This window comes from Clostridium sp. AF12-41, assembly GCF_003461685.1.
Lineage (GTDB): Bacteria > Bacillota > Clostridia > Lachnospirales > Lachnospiraceae > Otoolea > Otoolea fessa.
The window spans coordinates 68,487-85,414 of sequence record NZ_QTXO01000008.1 but is presented as its reverse complement, the minus strand read 5'-3'; the positions used below and the strand labels follow the sequence as shown (position 1 = coordinate 85,414).

Here is a 16,928-nt window from a genome sequence, read left to right as displayed (position 1 = left end):
TTAAATACGGCAAATTCCTGCTACCACCACGTTTTCTTACGGCACTTTCGGTTCCAAAAGTGCCTACCCGTGAACAGTAACCATTTATCCTCTCCCAGAATCATTTATCCCGTCCTCAATCGATAAGTAAAAATTCCAGAAACCCATTTTAATATTTTTTATTATACACCATAACGAAAGAATGTGTCTTGGCACATTCGGGCGTCTCGCGCGGCCGCTTGCGGCAACCTGCATCTTCACATGAGTACGCATCATTGCTCCAAGGAATTTCCTATTACAAAAAAGCCGCTGCAAAACCTACCTCTCTAAACATAGATTCTGCAGGTTCGCAGCAGCTTTTATTTAATTCTTATTTACAATCACGCGATACGCCTTGCCGCAGCTGCCCGCTTTATGTGCAGCCACGCATTCCTCTTCCTAATCGGATTAGAACGGACGCTCAGCTGTCGGATCATCCAGGGATACGTAGAAGCTCTGGGTTCCTACCTGTACTGGATTCTCTTTGATATTCTCCAGTTCCTCATACATATCGGAACCAAGGAAGTATTTCTTCGGCTCGTATGGTTTCTCGCCCTTTGCAATTGCATCCAGACCAGCTTTTACCTTCTCCGGAAGTGCCGGGATCTCATGGATACGTACGCCGCAGGCATTGTAGATACCATTCAGAACTGCACAGTGGCCAGATGCCTGGAATGCCTCAGAAGCACCTGAAGAACCGAACGGACCATCAGAGATAGCGCCATCAATATGAATCAGGTTGATATCATCCGGAACATCCTTGATGTAGGAAGTACCAGCGCCAAACATGTTCGCATGTTTCTTAACGTCTGCGTAGTCCTCTTTCAGGGCGAAGCCGATACCATGCATGATACCGCTGTATGCCTGACCGTTAACAGCATCGATATTACCGATACGTCCAACGAAGTCAACACAGGTGAATTTCAGAACGGTAGTCTTACCGGTCTTGGTATCAACCTCAACCTCTGCCAGGTTCAGGCAGTATGTGAATGCCGGAGTCGGGTCGCCGATACCGGTATTCGGATCCAGACGGCACAGACCCGGAGTTGTGTTGGTCTCATAACGGCCAAGATACTTGGTCTCGATGCCTTCTGCCTTCATCTCATCATAGGTACGAAGTGTACCATCTTCTTTTCTCATAGCTGCCAGAAGCTTGTTCGCTGCGATGATGGTTGCATTACCATCCATGTACAGGGAACGGCTGGCACCAGCCATACCGGTATCCGGACAGGTCTTGGTATCATTCTGAATCAGCTGGATATCTTCCGGTGTCAGATGCATCTCTTTCAGAGCTTCCAGTGTTACTACCAGAGAACCGGTTGTAGCACCCTGACCCATTGCATGCCATGTGTCGTATTTGCGGATCTTGTTGCCCGGCATAAGCTCAAGAGCAACCTCAGCACTATCGCCGCCGCCCTCAGTAACGTTGAAGCCGCCCCATGCGATACCAACGCCTCTTCTCTTCTCCGGTGTGTCAGCTGCTTTCGCATCAGCCACTGCTTTCTCATAGATTGGACGCATAGTATCCATGATCTTCTCCATCGGATACTGCGGATATACATAGCTGTTGATATTCTTATCGCCTTCACGGCAGATATTCTTATAACGGAACTCGAACGGATCCATGCCCAGCTCTTCTGCCATCATATCCATCAGCGGCTCACTGAGTGTATATGCCTGCGGAGAACCATAGCTTCTGTAAGCAGTACCAAATGCATGGTTTACGTTGGCTACACGAACCAGACCTGCTACGTTCGGTACATTGTACGGGAAGAAGGTGAAACGTGCCGGTTTGGTCATAACGTCGTCACCGCCCCAGGAGTAAGCGCCGTGATCCATACCGATATCAAACTCAGCAGCCAGGATCTTGCCTTCGTTATCACATGCCAGACGGCCATTGGAGTATGCCGGGCAGCGTTTGCCGCTGAAGTGCTGATGCTCTTCATAGGACATGGACAGGGATACCGGCTCGCCGGTAACTACGGTACAAGCTGCACACAGTGCGATATCGCCTGCGTTGGTAGACCATCCAAAGCTTGCGCCGGTCGGGTTCATGATGATACGGTATTTATCCTTCGGTACACCAAGGCAGTTACCCAGACGTCCGATAGAGGAGTATACACACTGGGATTTACACTGAATGGTCAGCAGACCATCATCGCCCCAGTAAGACTGAAGTACACAACCTTCGATGGAAAGATGCGGCTCACGGGAGGAGGAGAAGCTTCCTTCTACTACGTGCGGTGCTTTGTCGATTAAGTCTCTTACTTCTTCTGCATCTTCCAGACCTGCTCCCTTTAATACCGGCTGCTCGCAGAAGATGTTCGGGGTATCCTCATGGATACGGATAGCATCCGGCATAACTGCATCCAGATATGTCAGATACTCTGGCAGCTGTTCGTATTCCATCGTAACCTTAGCGGCTGCTGCACGAGCCTGACGATGTGTATGAGCTACTACCATAGCGATAACATCACCGTAACGATAGATCTTCTCATCCTGAAGAACTTTACGGGATGGTGTCATAACAGTACTTCTCTCATGGAACTGACCCTCAGCCATGATGTTAGTTCCGCCTGCTGCGATGAGGTCTTTTGCTGTGATAACCTTAACAACGCCCGGCATCTTCTCAGCTTCCTCAGTATGGATAGCCAGAATCTTTGCATGATGGGTAACCTTCGGCTGAACGATAGCTGCATATAAAACGCCCTGCGGCATCTTAAGAGCCTGATCATCGCCGTAGTCGGTCAGACCACAAACCTTACCAAGTGCATCCTGACGAACAACCGGTTTTCCGTAGTAGTTGCCATCTCCCGGATTGTGGAACTTGATATCCTCGATGCTGCACTCGCCACGCATAACCTTAGCTGCAGCCATAACTGCATCTACAATCTGTTTGTATCCGGTACAACGGCATACGTTTCTTGTCTTCTGGAACCAGTCACGAACCTCTTCACGGGTCGGATCCGGGTTCTGCTCTAACAGAGCATATGCGGAAACGATGAAGCCTGGTACACAGAAACCACACTGTACAGCACCGCAGTTCATCCATGCAACCTGTAACGGATGCAGATGCTGCGGAGTACCGATACCCTCGATGGTGGTAATCTTGGAATACTCTTCTACCTGGCTGATTTTCTTGGTACAGGAACGGATTACCTGTCCGTTCAGAATGATGGAACATGAACCGCAGACACCGGTTCCACATCCAACCTTAACACCGGTCAGACCGATCCGGCGCAGAACATCTGACAGTTTATCGTTTTCCGGATCGCACATAAACATACGATCAACACCGTTGATGTTCAACATCATTTTTCTTAATTTCATGCTGTTTCGTCCTCCTTCTTTAAAATAAATAGAGCCCTGATGCTTCCGACTATCCTTCCGCATCATACCCAATACTTACGATTCCTTAGTCATCCGCGTTTTCCAGCATCTCTGCCAGATCCGTCAGATCCACGCCATAGTCCTCCAGAAGTTCTCTGGCCTTGCGGTAGGTATTCTCTACCACCTGGGGACACCGAAGTGCCTTGTTGGCCATGTTATCTCCTAAAATCGAATGACAATCACTTCCTCCATAGATTTCACCATAGTTTTCCTGAAACCAGTCTGCCAGTTCCGGTATCATCTCGCTGTATGCCGCTTCCGGCTCAAAGAGCGCCATCATCATCGCCGCACCGGTCAAAGCTCCGCAGGTCAGCCCGCTTCTGACTCCCAGACAGAGTGCTGCAGATGCCTTCAGAAGGCTCGGGTTCTCCTCGCCCTTAAGGGTAAGTCCCAGCGAAACAAATGCCTGACTGCAGCAGCTTCCCGATAAAAGCAGCTGGTTCAGTTTTTTAATATCCGGCTCCATCCGCACCTCCTGTTCTTAGAAACACAAAAAGAAAAGCGGCACCGCCTCTGAAAAGACAGTACCGCTTAACGTATCCGAGTTTGTATATACATCTGCACCTATAGATATGGATACACCTATATCTATACCTATCTGTCAGCACATATATACCCTATCTATACAAGAAGCCTGACAGCTTCTCGTATCCATCGATGTAAAGCGAATCTCTCTTTCTTTTCAAATGCGGAAGGCACTTCCATTTCCAGATGTACCCATTGGCCTGACTGCATACGGTTTCCCGCTTAGCAATTTCGGCTCGAAAAACAGATTGTTTCTATTTTGGTTTTGATACCTCTATGGTACTCTGCTTTTCATCGAAAGTCAATCTCATTTTTCATAATTTTGAAATTTTTTACATCGACAGGATACTTGTTCGCCCCTTATTTTACCTCAATACGGGATTTTCAACATGCTATTTTACCCTTGTAATATCTGTTTACTTACAGAATTTCAGCATAACTTCCGTTCAAATGTTGTATTATTTGAAGATTTGTATTCTTCCTTTCTACTATTTGATCGAGTATTTTTTAAAAAAATAACGGTTCACACGCTTTCATAATTTTTCATTTTCATTTGTTTAAACGTGAATTTTGTTCACTTTGATTTCACTTATATGAAATTTATATCTTTTTGATTCATAATCAAACATGAATATCTGTTATTTATCCGCTATAAATCCTCACATTTTTAAGTATCCTTTTTTCATTTTCTTTTTCTGTTTTAAATTTTATTCTGCAAACCATTATTTTTTATTTCAGATAACGCAAGCATATTTAAGAACAGAATTCTTGCACATACAAATTCCGCATCGAAGATGTGATTTGCATAAATTTTTTCTTATTTATAATCCGTACAAATCCTACTTTCTCCCCGCAAAATACGCCTGCAGGTTCTCCCCTACATGCTCCAGATGCCGCTCCATCTCCCGGCGCGCCAGTGCCCCGTCTCCGGCTTCAATCGCTGCCAGAAGGCTTTCGTGTTCATTTTCCCGGACTTCGTCAGAGCGGACTGCTGCCTGGTTGAAGCGCGCATAAGCGTCCTGGTCGGTCAGGATGAGCTTTAACATCCGCAAGATAGACGGGCTGCCTGAGAGATGCGCGATTTTCAGATGGAACGCCAGATCTTCCTCGCTTCCCGCCCTTCCATGGCGGATTGCATAGAGATAGTCTGCCTGCAGATCTTTTAATTTCTGAAGTTCCTTCGGCTCAATCCGCTCTGCACATGCCTCCGCCGCATATCCCTCCAGGAGTTTCCGCACCAAAAGAATATCCTCCAGCCCGCTTTCTGTCTCCATCGACGCCGCCTCGATAAGCTCATTCGCCGCCTTCATCTTCTCCCGGCGTGACCGTTCTTCTTCCAAAAAGCGTTCGCCCTGCGGCGTCAGGATCCGCCCCTTGTTCTGCACCTTGACAAGCAGCCCTGCTTTCTCCAGATCCAGAAGCTCCCGCCCAATGCTGGCGGACGGAAGATGCAGGATCTGCGCCAGCTGGAGTGCTCCCGCCGGGGTGTTTAAGTCCTGCATGGCTGTCAGTATTTCAAAGCTGCTGTTTCGTTTTTTCCCTGCCATCTTTCCACCTCAATACTCTGTACTATTTCTATGATTGTATCATCATTTCCGATTCGTGTAAATCATCCCTTACTGTATCGTACGGAATTTTCAGTTCAGAAAATTCCCACCTGTGAACCGTTACAAGCAGGCTGCAGTTTGACAGCGAAAATGCCATAAAATAACAAAAAAAACGAACCGCAGGGTACATTTTCTCACTCTGCGGTCCGCTTTGAATCTAAAATCATTTCAGATTTTGATCCATCTGTTTTTATTTATTACTTTTTATCTACATTGATGAACAGATAAGGAAGCCCTACGGAGTAGTACTGGATACCGCTTACATCCGGATTGGTCATAACGGCTACAGACTGTCCGTAAATCGGGAACAGAACACACTGATCTGCCAGCGTCTTCTCACAGCCAACTAAAGCTTCCCAACGAGCATCCTGGTCGAGTGCCAGATCGCCCTTCTTTGCGGACTGGATGGTTGCATCGTAGTCTGCATCGGAGAACTGGGAGTAGTTGGTGGAGCTGCCGGTTATCCACATATCCAGATCAGTCATCGGATCTGCGTAGTCCGGACCCCAGCGGGTAAGACCGATATCATATTCACCTTTCTGCATGTATTCCAGACGGGCTTTCTTCGGAAGTACCTGAAGTTCGATGGTCAGACCCGGCAGATTGTTCTGCCACTCGCTCTGCAGGAACTGTGCAACAGCCTGTGCAGAATCGGTATCTTCACACATTAAGGTAAAAGATAAGGAATCTTTTCCAAGCTCGCCAAGACCTGTCTTCCACAGCTCTTTTGCTGCCTCTACATCGTAGGTCCAGCTGTCGTATGCGCTGCCTGCTGCCTCACGGAAATCTTCGCCCTTTTCATTGGTTGCAAGGCCCTGCGGTACGAAGTAATCCATCGGTGTGGAACCATCTTTCAGAACACGGGTTGTGATCGCTTCTTTGTCATACGATTTTGCCAGTGCCTTACGGATATTTACATTGTCAAGCCCCTCTTTCTTCATGTTCGGGGTCAGATACCAGTTGTAACCGTCACTTCTGGTGGAGAATCTCGGATCATCCTCATACTGCTCTACCAGGTTACCGCTTAAGGTTACAACGTCCAGATCGCCATTTTCAAAAGAAAGGGCTGCTGTCTGGCTGTCGGTAATGATCGAGAACTCAACACCGTCCAGTTTGACATCGGATGCACCGAAGAACTGATCATTCTTTACTAATTCTACCTTCATGGCAGACGGCTCATAGGAAGATACCTTGAACGGACCATCTGCTAACAGGGTATCTGCGGAAGTTGCAAAGTTGCCGCCGCAGCTCTCTACAAATTTCTGATTTAACGGCAGGAAGCATGCGCCGGATGCCATCAGGTAATCAAAGATAGCACACGGGGAGCTTAAAGTTACGACTAATGTCTTATCGTCCGCTGCCTCTACACCCAGTTCCTCAACCGGTTTTTCACCTGTTGTTACCTCTTCTGCATTTGCGATGCAGGCGGTTGTGATAAAGAACTGGTAATCACTTGCAGTTGCCGGATCGGCTACTCGTCTCCATGCGTAAACGAAATCGTTTGCCGTTACCGGATCGCCGTTGGACCATTTTGCGTCGTCACGGATCTTGAAGGTCAGGGTCAGACCATCCTCGGACTTCTCCTCACTCTCCGCCACGCCGTAAACCGGAGCACCTGACTCATCCTTAGTCATCAGACCCATCATAAACTGGGAGATAACACCACTGGATGTGTAGTCGTTGGAAAGTGCCGGATCCAGGGAGTCTACCAGAGTGCTTGCCTGATAGCGAAGCACCTTGCCGCCCTCAGCCGAGCTGCCGCCCTCTGCGCTTCCAGATTCAGCCGCTGCTGTCTCTGTTGTCTGGGTCGATCCGCCGCAGCCTGCTAAAAGTCCAGCAAACATAGCAGAAGCCAGCGTCCACGCCATTACTTTTTTTAGCTTCATAATACTTCCTCCTTTTTTGTTTTTTTAATAAAACCAAACCATTCCCGTTTCATGCTGCATTTCCTGGTCCCGGCTGTCTATCCTCAGTTGTCTGCTGGTTCGGCTCATCTATAAAATCACCCGCTAAACAGGTCATTTTATCACATTTATTATGGTTGATTTTGTGCCGGAATGCATCGGCTTTCTTTTAAATCTACACCCATTTTTCCAAATCTGCATCGGTTCCGCGCACAAAATGTGTGCCCTCAATCTGATGCATCGTACCTGCGCCGTAATCCAGGCCGCTCGTCTTATAATCATAGTGCAGTGCAATCCGACTGCGCTCTACCACCGGGTTCGGGTTCGGGATCGCCGAAATCAGGCTTCGGGTGTACGGATGTACCGGATGGGAGAAAATCTCCTCCGTCGTGCCCGTCTCCAGAAGGTAGCCCAGATGAAGAACGCCGATGCGGTCGGAAATATATTTAACCATCGAGAGGTCGTGGGCGATGAAGAGGTATGCAAGCCCCGTCTCGTCCTGGATGTCCTTCATCAGGTTGACAACCTGCGCCTGAATGGACATATCGAGCGCCGAGATACACTCATCGGCAATGATCAGCTTCGGGTTCATGACAAGCGCCCGGGCGATGCCGACACGCTGCCGCTGACCACCGGAAAACTGATGCGGGTACCGGTTTGCATGTTCCGGCGCCAGACCTACCTTGTGGAGGATGTCTGCCACCATCTCGGTCCGCTCTTTCTGGGAATGGTACCGGTGATGGATATCCAGCCCCTGTGCAATGATATCCGCTACTTTCCGGCGCGGATTTAAACATGCCATCGGATCCTGGAAAATCATCTGCATATCACTTCTGAGTCTCGCCTCTGTCTGGCGGCTCATTTTTCCGGAAATATCCATCCCGTCAAAGGTAATTTGTCCTGCGGTCGGATCGTAGAGGCGGATCAGCGCCCGCCCGATCGTCGTCTTTCCCGATCCGGATTCCCCCACAAGACCATAGGTCTCGCCCGGATTGATATAAAAACTGACATCCTCAACCGCTTTTACGGTAAATTTCCGGCTGACCGGAAAGTATTGCTTGAGTCCTTTTACTTCCAGAAGGGGCTTTTTGTTTGTCTCTGTCACTGTACTCATGCGATTCCCCCCTCTTTCTTCATTCTCTCAATTCGATCCCGAAGCTCCGGCGGCATATCGACCTTCGGCGCCTTCGGATGCAGCAGCCATGTCGCGGCGCTGTGTGTCTCCGATATCTTGAACATCGGCGGCTCCAGACGACTGTCAATGTTTAACGCATATTTATTCCGCGGTGCAAACGCATCACCCGTTACCTTGTGAAGCAGGTTTGGCGGGCTGCCCGGGATTGTGTAAAGACGTTCGTCGTCCGTTCCCAGATCTGGCATCGCGGAGAGAAGTCCCCATGTGTACGGGTGGCGCGGATCGTAGAATACATCCTCGACCGTGCCGCTCTCGACGATCTTGCCTGCATACATGACGTTGACATAATCGGCAACCTTCGCAACGACGCCCAGATCGTGCGTGATATAGATAACCGACAGCTGCCGTTTTTTCTGAATCTCCTGAATCAGTTCCAGAATCTTCGACTGAATCGTAACGTCCAGCGCCGTCGTCGGCTCGTCGCAGATTAAAAGCTCCGGATCGCACGCCAGTGCGATCGCAATGACGATTCTCTGGCGCATACCACCGGAGAGCTGGTGCGGATAGTTTTTGATTCGCTTCTCCGCGTCGGTGATGCCGACCAGCTTCATCAGCTCCAGCGCCTTCTTATATGCCTCTTCCTTCGGTGTATGGTAATGCCAGATCATGCCTTCCATGATCTGTTTCCCAACCGGCATCAGCGGGTTTAAGGAGGTCATCGGATCCTGGAAGACCATCGCGATCCGTTTTCCGTTGATATGGCGGCGGATTTCCTCTTTTTTCATCTGCAGAATTTCTCTGGTGACCCGTTCCTCCGGGTTACGGTAATATGAAAATGTGATCTGTCCGCGGTCGATCGTTCCGTTCTTTGCCAGGATTCCCATGATCGCCTTCGCAGAAACCGATTTACCGGAACCGGATTCCCCAACGATTGCAACCGTCTCGCCCCGGTTTACCGTCAGGTTGACGCCCCGGACGGCATTGACCACTCCGGCTGTCGTCTCGAAGGAAATGTCCAGATTCCGCACTCGTAAAATTTCTTCTTTTTTCTCCATGCCATTTCCTCCTACATATCCTTCATCTTCGGATCCAATGCATCACGCAGACCATCCGCCAGCATGTTAAAGCACAGCATCAGAAGTCCCATGACAATTAACGGGAACACGATCATGTACGGATGGCTTGTAAAGTTCTGATATCCACTCGAAATCAGGGAACCCAGCGAAGCCATCGGCTCCGGCACACCCAGGCCAATAAAGGCTAAGAATGCCTCGGTAAAGATCGCATGCGGGATCGAGAACATCGTCTGTGTAATCAGAGGACCAAAAATATTTGGTAAAATCTCTTTGAAAATAATGCGGAAACTCTTTGCTCCCAGCGTCCGGGAAGCAAGCACATATTCCTGCTCTTTCAGCTTTAAGACCTCCGCGCGGGCGATTCGGCTCATGCCCAGCCACCCGGAAAACATCAGGGCGAATGTGATGGACATAAGCCCCGGTTTCATGACTAACAAAAGCAGGGTAACCGTGATCAGGTACGGAATACTGTTTAGTATCTCGACGATACGCTGCATGATCATATCGACTTTTCCGCCGAAATATCCGGATACAAGTCCATACGTCAGACCAAACGCAAGGTCGATGAATACCGCCAGAACCGCTACATAGAGGCTGATCCGCGTTCCGCTCCAGGTCCTGGTCCAGAGGTCGCGTCCCAGCGAATCGGAACCAAACCAGTAGTAGGTATCGGTCAGATCGTTGCTCTCATAATAGTTGATTTCTTTACTTCCGGTGGATGTACGGATCGTCTCAGAACCATCTAAGATACCCATATTTTCCAGTCCCGGCACTCTCGGCGCCATGTTCTGGTTGGTAATAATCTGCTGATCGTAGGTAAACTGGTTCATGTGAGGTCCGACAAGCGCCATCACAATCAGAAACAGAATACAGACAAAGCTGAACATTGCGCCCTTATTTTTCTTAAACCGTGCAATTGCCTCTTTCCAGTAGCTCTGGCTTGCAAAGTTTGTATCGACATGTTCAAAGCCGTCTTTGTGCTGGAATTCAAAATCATCGTCCAGAAATTCGATCTGGCTTAAATATTCTTCGGGTGATAACACATGCTCCCGAACGGAAGCCACATCCCCGCCTGTCATTTTCTCATCTGTCTTTTCGTCACTCCGTTTTTTCATGCCATCACCTCTCAATCCGATTTCTTCGCCAGACGGATTCTCGGGTCGATAATTCCGTACAGGACGTCAACCACCAGCATCAGGACAATGTACATGACACTGTAGATAAATGCCAGCGAAATCGTCACGTTGTAATCGTTGGACTGAATCGCTGCAATCATTAAGCTTCCGATGCCCGGAATCGAGAAGATCTTCTCGATAACCAGAGAACCAATCATCAGATCAACAACCAGCGGCGCCAGTACCGTAATGATCGGGATCAGCGCGTTTCGAAGTGCATGGCGCACCAGAAGCGGGCGTCCCGTGATTCCCTTGCTCTCCGCAAGCAGCATGTAGTCGCTGTCCAGCACCTCCAGAAGGGAGGTTCTCGTAAATCGAGCCACCGTCGCTACCGTAAACATCGACAGCGCCAGCATCGGCATGATCGACGATGCGAAGAACTTCTTGCCGTCAAACAGAAGCGGCAGCCACTGTGCCTTGTAGCCGATGAAATATGCCATAACCAATGCAAAAACATAGGACGGAAGGCTGACGCCCAGAACTGAAATCACAGTACCGATGGTATCAAGCCAGCTATTTTTCTTGAGCGCTGCCAGAATACCTAAAATCAGTCCGACTACCGCACCGAAGGAAACTGCCTCCAGTCCGATTCCAAAGCTGACCGGCACACGGTTCTTTAACAGAACCGAGATGGAGGTATCCTTGGAGATAACATACGATACACCAAAATCGCCCTGCAGCAGATTCTTCACATACGTGAAAAACTGTACGATCAACGGTTTGTCCAGTCCATATTTCTTCGACATCATCGCAATCTGATCCGCGGTCAGCTTTTCATCGTTGAACGGAGATCCCGGCATCAGCTGCAGCAGCATAAAAAGTACCAGGATGATGATCAGAAGCGTGACAAGAGAAATCATGATACGTTTTCCGATATATTTCTTCATGTCCGTACTCCCTTCTTTCTTATATAATACGTCTCTCTCCTTCTCTTATAGCCCGGATATTCTTTCAACTCCGAAGTATAAAATAAGACAAACGGTTTTATCTCTCTATTCCTGCATCCACACGCGCATATGCGTCATGCCGCGGTTGCACCATGCATAGTACGGAATTGCCTGCAGGGTTACCACCTCTTCCGGTGCCGCATCTTCTGCATAAAGCGCCGGATTAACCGCCGCTTTCTTCCGGCAGCCCGTCACACGCAGCGCCACGATACCTTCCAGCAGATCCGCCTGATACGGAAGCGCTTCAATCTTTGCCTCCCGCGGAATCCGCAGTGTCTGAAGATCCTCTCCGTTATCCACGCCCTCAAAGGTGTAGATGATTGGTCCGCGTCTGAGTGCCACGCATCCGGCATCCGCCCGCACCATCGGGTGTGCATAGACCCGCTCCGGCTCCATCTCCATCTCGCAGGAAACAGTATCACCAGGCTGCCAGCTTCTCTGGAGCATCCAGTAGCCCTTGTCTGTCTTGACTGCCCCGGAAACCGGTATGCCATTGACCTTCACCTGCATCTGATGGCACCAGCCCGGATAACGGACTGCCAAAGTAAATTCTGCTCCCGCCTGCTCCGGTTCTACCGTGTAGGTAACGGAGCCGTTCCACGGATATTTCGATGTAAGCGCTATCTTCACGCCGCCCGCTGTTTCAAAGGAAGCCGTTCCCCCGACAAACAGGTGGGAATAGATCGTATCTTCACTTGAAGACCATACATAGGAACCAAGTGAGGTCATCAGACGCGCCAGGTTCGGAGGACAGCATGCACAGTCATACCAGCCGATCCGCTCCGGTGTGTATTCTTCTTCGCCATATGCGTTGGTCGGCATGCCCGGATTGGCTTCAAGCTGATTGATATAAAAGAATTTCGTTCCGTCTAACTGCATGCCGCTGATGGTTCCGTTGTAAATCTCCCGCTCCAGAATATCTGCATACCGCGCGTCCGGATCCGCCTCCAGCATCTGTTTCGCGAAGAAGCAGACCCCCACCGCCGCACACGTTTCCGCGTAAGCGGTATCATTCGGCAAATCATAATCCACGGTAAATGCCTCGCCGTAATAGGTGGAACCGATTCCACCCGTTATGTACATCCGCCGGTCTACCATGTTGTCCCACATCTTCCGGCAGGCCGCCATCAGCGCCTCATCATGATTCTGCGCTGCCAGGTTTGCCGCCGCCGTCAGAAGATACATACAGCGGACCGCATGTCCTTCCACCGTATCCTGCTCACGCACCGGCTTGTGGTTCTGCATGTAGGACGGCGGCTGCTTGTCCATGTAATCGGTGCGGCTCCAGCTTCTAGCCGCCGCTTCTTTATGGAAGAACTCCGGATCCCGTCCGCGCTCATCGATAAAATATGCCGCCAGCTTCCGGTATCTCTCTTCCCCGGTTGCCTGATAAAGCCGCATCAGCGCCAGCTCGATCTCCTCATGTCCCGGAATGCCGGTTACTTTGCCTGCTTCCCGTCCGAACCGCCGATCGATATGATCGCACAGCTTGCAGCAGATATCTAAAAGCTTCGTCTTTCCCGTCGCCTGATAGTACGCGACGCCTGCCTCCGTCATATGTCCGGCACAGTACATCTCATGGCAGTCCGTCAGGTTCTGCCACTTATGTTCCGGCTCCGCCGCAATGAAATAGGTATCCAGGTAGCCGTCCGGCTGCTGCGCCCGCCCGATCAGGTCGATGATCGCATCGGCACGCGCCTCCAGCTCTGGATTTGCCTCGACGGTCAGTGAGTACGCCACCGCCTCCAGCCATTTCGCCAGGTCGCTGTCCTGAAATACACGCCCGTAATACGTTCCTTTCTCATCTCCCGCTGCAATGCGGAAGTTTTTAATCACATGGCTCTTTCGGATTCCGGACACCTCATCGTGAAGCACCCGTTCCTGATACGGAAGCATCGTGTGAATTACCACATTCTGTACCCGCGAAAAGAACGGGTCGTCTATCTTTACCTGTTTCAAATCAATGAAACTTGTCTCCTTTTTTACCATTCACAGAAAACCTCCTGATTTATTATTCACTTATCCGTAAGCGCCTATCAATAATCTGAAAAAGACTTCTTTTTTTGTATGTTTTCTTATAAGTATACCATTCAAATAGCGGAAAAGCGATCTAACACATTTTGCATATTATAGAAAAGAATACGCGTATTTTTATAGAACAAAATCAGCCTGATTTCATTCTTTCTTTTTCTCTGATTTTTCTTCATTTTTCATTCATCCCCTCTTATTTTCCCAAGTAGAGTGTTTTATTTCAGCAAATATAAGGGATTTCCCAAACAGATTCTTGCTGTTTTTCTTTCTATTTGATATAATAAAATTGATATTTTAAATTTGTTTAACAACCTGACAAAGTTGTCCTGTTTTTCGTTTGCTTCTCTGCGGTTCAGACAGGATTCCTGTTACGTGGCTGTTTTTATTTAAACGGGAGTACATACATCATGAATTTTATTAATTTAAACTGTCCACCCCTTCCTTATTTTATCGTCGGAGGCGGATGTGTTTACCGCCCCGGCGATATCCATGAGCGCCGGACGATCCGAAATGTCTTTGATCTTATCTATGTTCACAGCGGAACTTTATATCTCGAACAGGATCCGTTCCGCGTTGAACTGAATGCCGGGCAGTTTTTTATCATTACCCCCGATACCCCGCACCGCGGCAGCCGCGTCTGCCAGGAAAAGACCACGACGAGCTGGGTGCATTTCTATACCAACGGCAAATACAGCCTGTCCGATGAATTTTACCCGGACAACGTAACCCGGCGCGCCGCGCCGAAATTTTACTATTCGCCGCAGAATTTCATTCTCTCCCTGCCGCGCACCGGCACCGTGCCGGAAGCCAACCGGGAGAAGCTGGAAAAGTATCTGCAGCGGATGAACCTGGTTTCTTTCAGCAAATACACACAGAAAAAGAGCTTTCCGTCCTCCGTGCGGACGCCGTTTGAGCTCCAGAATGATTTCATTGAATTTCTCCAGGTTCTCTATGCGCCGTACTGCTACAGCCGCGAGAAGGAAAGCATCGCCCGGACGCTGCGCGACTATCTGGATGCCCACTACACGGAGGAGATCTCCTTAAACGATCTGGCGCGCCAGTATTCCTACAGCCCGTCCCACTTAATCCGCAGCTTCCACCAGGCATACGGTGCCAGCCCGATGCAGTACCTGAAAAAACTACGCATCGAACACGCCTCCCAGCTTCTCCTCCACTCCGACGCCACGATCCAGTCGGTCGGTGAGATGGTAGGACTGCGGATCCCATCCTATTTTATCCGCGTATTTAAGCAGGAGATCGGCATCACCCCGGCGCAGTACCGGATGTTTTACGCAGAAGAGAATGGGGGGAGTGAGGCGCCTTAGAGGCGATTCACAGCTGGTGTTTTTTACTATCTATTTGTTTTCGTAAGAACTGTCATGAGCGTGGCAGTTCTTTTTTATACACAAACCAGTGAACAGTTTTTTAATGTATCTATCAGTTCCTCTACATCAGCTATTGTTTAAGCCAGTTATCCGCACATTGAAAATCCTTTATATTTAATGTGACACTGTGTGTATACAAAGGAGGAAATTCCGAATTGAAAACTGTCACGATTAAACTTCGCATTCATAAACTTTTGGCTGAAAAGCGTCTGACGAAATACCGTTTTATCGCCATGACCGGGCTTGGCTATAAAAATGCCAGCCGGATTCTGGACAATGAAACTGAATCCATCCGCTTCAGCACCATCGCCCGCATCTGCTCCGCACTGGACTGTACGCCCGGCGATCTATTTGAAGTTCATGAGGAAGAAGATCCTTACGATGGAATGTATTAAACATTCGGAAACAAGTGATTTCATGTGCGGATCGCACGCCAAAAAAGAGCTGTCAACCGACGGTTTGCACCGGCTTTTGTGACAGCTCTTTTTGGTGATCCTATTTTTAAAAACAGAAGCGGTACCGCCTCTGAAAAGACAGTACCGCTTAACCTATCCGAATATTATATATAAGTGTCCACCAGCAAGATACCTTACCAGTCATCCCGTCCACACTCTTCCCGTTCATCCAGGGCATCATCTACGCCATCGGCATATTCTGAATCCCGGCGGTAGCGATCCCAGTCATAATCATCACCTTCCATAACATCATCATATCCTGCATCATACGCTGCATAGGGATTCTGGAGATTCTTTTGCACCGGTGGTATTCCCCTCTGCGCAGGTGTGTTTTTACGACTCCGTTGTTTCAGTTCCCACAAGGGATCCTCTTCTATCCGTTTAAGATATTCCTCATGGCTTCTGGATTCCTCTTCTTCTTTTTTCTTCTGTAATTCTATCAGCTCAGCCCGTTCTCTTTTTTTACGTTCCTCTTCTTCCCGTTTACTTTCTTCTATCTTCTCTGCCCTGTGCTGTTCACAGTATATGCCATCAAAGGCCAGATTGTAACATCCTTCCTCCCAGCACTTATACGGATATAGCAGAACCACGAGAAGTCCACAGCCCATCGCACAGATAAGCAGCGTACAGAGAGTCTGGCGATGCTTTCCAAACCAGTTTTTCATTCCTGCTGCCAGACGGTTTTCTTTTTTCTCTGTTTCCTTCTCAGATTCAGGACTCTCTTCTTTCTTTTTCTTCCGGGACTCCATCCACCAGGTCAGTTCGGCATCCAGCAAAAACAACGGTATCAGACATGTAAAGGTGCCAACAAACAGCATCAAAGCATTGCCCGAATCTCCATGCACGCTTCTCGCATACTGGTAATGGCACTCTTCGTCATACCAACTATACAGACTCCAGGCATATGCCCCCAGAATGCCGATCAGAACTATCCATTTTATCTGCTTTTCTTTCCGCAGGATTCTCATGACGAGAAGTGCTCCTGCCATCGCAAACAGGAAACCTATCTTTAGATACACCGGTGCCGCCACCAGAGAAATCCAGGCTGTATATACCGGATAAAAGACACCAATAACCACTATCACAATCATCAGAATTCCAGACTCCATAGCTATACCCCCTATTAAGTCCATCTTACCACAAATGCGGATGCTTAGGTGGGTTATTTATGCCCCTTGAAGAAAATATCCACTTATGATAGCCTGCCCCGGATTACAAAGGCACGTATATGCTTGCTGTATCTCCCTTGTAATGCAAAAAGCTGCCGCAGATCAGAAAGT

12 protein-coding genes and 1 riboswitch are annotated in these 16,928 nt (G+C 48.9%); of the genes, 2 read left to right on the top strand and 10 right to left on the bottom strand.

Annotation, left to right across the window (positions count from 1 at the left end; translation table 11 throughout):
- Nucleotides 1–426: 426 nt before the first annotated feature.
- The 9 genes from DWV73_RS11775 to DWV73_RS11735 form a co-directional block, all read right to left on the bottom strand.
- A complete protein-coding gene (locus DWV73_RS11775; protein ID WP_117796807.1) occupies nt 427–3,348 on the bottom strand; it encodes a molybdopterin cofactor-binding domain-containing protein in 2,922 nt (973 codons plus the stop codon).
- An 85-nt stretch (nt 3,349–3,433) separates the two neighbouring features.
- Nucleotides 3,434–3,874: a C-GCAxxG-C-C family protein gene (locus tag DWV73_RS11770; protein WP_117796806.1), complete on the bottom strand. Its 441-nt coding sequence runs from the start codon at nt 3,872–3,874 to the stop codon at nt 3,434–3,436.
- 193 nt (nt 3,875–4,067) lie between these two features.
- A riboswitch (molybdenum cofactor riboswitch) is annotated at nt 4,068–4,187 on the bottom strand.
- Between the two features lie 585 nt (nt 4,188–4,772).
- Complete coding sequence (locus DWV73_RS11765) at nt 4,773–5,480, bottom strand: FCD domain-containing protein (protein WP_107000908.1); 708 nt, start codon at nt 5,478–5,480, stop codon at nt 4,773–4,775.
- A 257-nt stretch (nt 5,481–5,737) separates the two neighbouring features.
- Nucleotides 5,738–7,426: a peptide ABC transporter substrate-binding protein gene (locus DWV73_RS11760; protein WP_207722859.1), complete on the bottom strand. Its 1,689-nt coding sequence runs from the start codon at nt 7,424–7,426 to the stop codon at nt 5,738–5,740.
- A 193-nt stretch (nt 7,427–7,619) separates the two neighbouring features.
- Nucleotides 7,620–8,558, bottom strand: coding sequence for an ATP-binding cassette domain-containing protein (locus DWV73_RS11755; protein WP_117796805.1), 939 nt, complete (start codon nt 8,556–8,558; stop codon nt 7,620–7,622).
- Complete coding sequence (locus tag DWV73_RS11750; protein WP_022359122.1) at nt 8,555–9,634, bottom strand: ABC transporter ATP-binding protein; 1,080 nt, start codon at nt 9,632–9,634, stop codon at nt 8,555–8,557. Before DWV73_RS11750 ends, DWV73_RS11755 begins: the two co-directional genes overlap by 4 nt.
- An 11-nt stretch (nt 9,635–9,645) precedes the next feature.
- Entirely contained in the window at nt 9,646–10,770 is a 1,125-nt protein-coding gene (gene opp3C, locus DWV73_RS11745; RefSeq protein ID WP_242995811.1) for an oligopeptide ABC transporter permease, read from the bottom strand.
- Nucleotides 10,771–10,781: 11 nt separating this feature from the next.
- The gene (locus DWV73_RS11740) at nt 10,782–11,717 is read right to left on the bottom strand and encodes an ABC transporter permease (protein ID WP_117796804.1); all 936 of its coding nucleotides are present in this window, start codon (nt 11,715–11,717) and stop codon (nt 10,782–10,784) included.
- Between the two features lie 105 nt (nt 11,718–11,822).
- The gene (locus DWV73_RS11735) at nt 11,823–13,766 is read right to left on the bottom strand and encodes a beta-L-arabinofuranosidase domain-containing protein (RefSeq protein WP_117796803.1); all 1,944 of its coding nucleotides are present in this window, start codon (nt 13,764–13,766) and stop codon (nt 11,823–11,825) included.
- 449 nt (nt 13,767–14,215) lie between these two features.
- Here DWV73_RS11735 and DWV73_RS11730 point away from each other — a divergent pair, with 449 nt between their 5' ends.
- Complete coding sequence (locus tag DWV73_RS11730; RefSeq protein ID WP_117796802.1) at nt 14,216–15,133, top strand: AraC family transcriptional regulator; 918 nt, start codon at nt 14,216–14,218, stop codon at nt 15,131–15,133.
- 215 nt (nt 15,134–15,348) lie between these two features.
- The gene (locus DWV73_RS11725; protein ID WP_022359127.1) at nt 15,349–15,588 is read left to right on the top strand and encodes a helix-turn-helix transcriptional regulator; all 240 of its coding nucleotides are present in this window, start codon (nt 15,349–15,351) and stop codon (nt 15,586–15,588) included.
- A 194-nt stretch (nt 15,589–15,782) separates the two neighbouring features.
- On the opposite strand, the gene DWV73_RS11720 is transcribed toward DWV73_RS11725, so the two are convergent.
- Entirely contained in the window at nt 15,783–16,757 is a 975-nt protein-coding gene (locus DWV73_RS11720; RefSeq protein WP_117796800.1) for a hypothetical protein, read from the bottom strand.
- Between the last annotated feature and the right edge of the window lie 171 nt (nt 16,758–16,928).

Coding starts and splice junctions, on each gene's coding strand:
- DWV73_RS11760 (WP_207722859.1), bottom strand. CDS start 7,426: ATGAAGCTAAAAAAAGTAATGGCGTGGACGCTGGCTTCTGCTATGTTT.
- opp3C (WP_242995811.1), bottom strand. CDS start 10,770: ATGAAAAAACGGAGTGACGAAAAGACAGATGAGAAAATGACAGGCGGG.
- DWV73_RS11775 (WP_117796807.1), bottom strand. CDS start 3,348: ATGAAATTAAGAAAAATGATGTTGAACATCAACGGTGTTGATCGTATG.
- DWV73_RS11735 (WP_117796803.1), bottom strand. CDS start 13,766: ATGGTAAAAAAGGAGACAAGTTTCATTGATTTGAAACAGGTAAAGATA.
- DWV73_RS11720 (WP_117796800.1), bottom strand. CDS start 16,757: ATGGAGTCTGGAATTCTGATGATTGTGATAGTGGTTATTGGTGTCTTT.
- DWV73_RS11730 (WP_117796802.1), top strand. CDS start 14,216: ATGAATTTTATTAATTTAAACTGTCCACCCCTTCCTTATTTTATCGTC.
- DWV73_RS11765 (WP_107000908.1), bottom strand. CDS start 5,480: ATGGCAGGGAAAAAACGAAACAGCAGCTTTGAAATACTGACAGCCATG.
- DWV73_RS11770 (WP_117796806.1), bottom strand. CDS start 3,874: ATGGAGCCGGATATTAAAAAACTGAACCAGCTGCTTTTATCGGGAAGC.
- DWV73_RS11740 (WP_117796804.1), bottom strand. CDS start 11,717: ATGAAGAAATATATCGGAAAACGTATCATGATTTCTCTTGTCACGCTT.
- DWV73_RS11750 (WP_022359122.1), bottom strand. CDS start 9,634: ATGGAGAAAAAAGAAGAAATTTTACGAGTGCGGAATCTGGACATTTCC.
- DWV73_RS11755 (WP_117796805.1), bottom strand. CDS start 8,558: ATGAGTACAGTGACAGAGACAAACAAAAAGCCCCTTCTGGAAGTAAAA.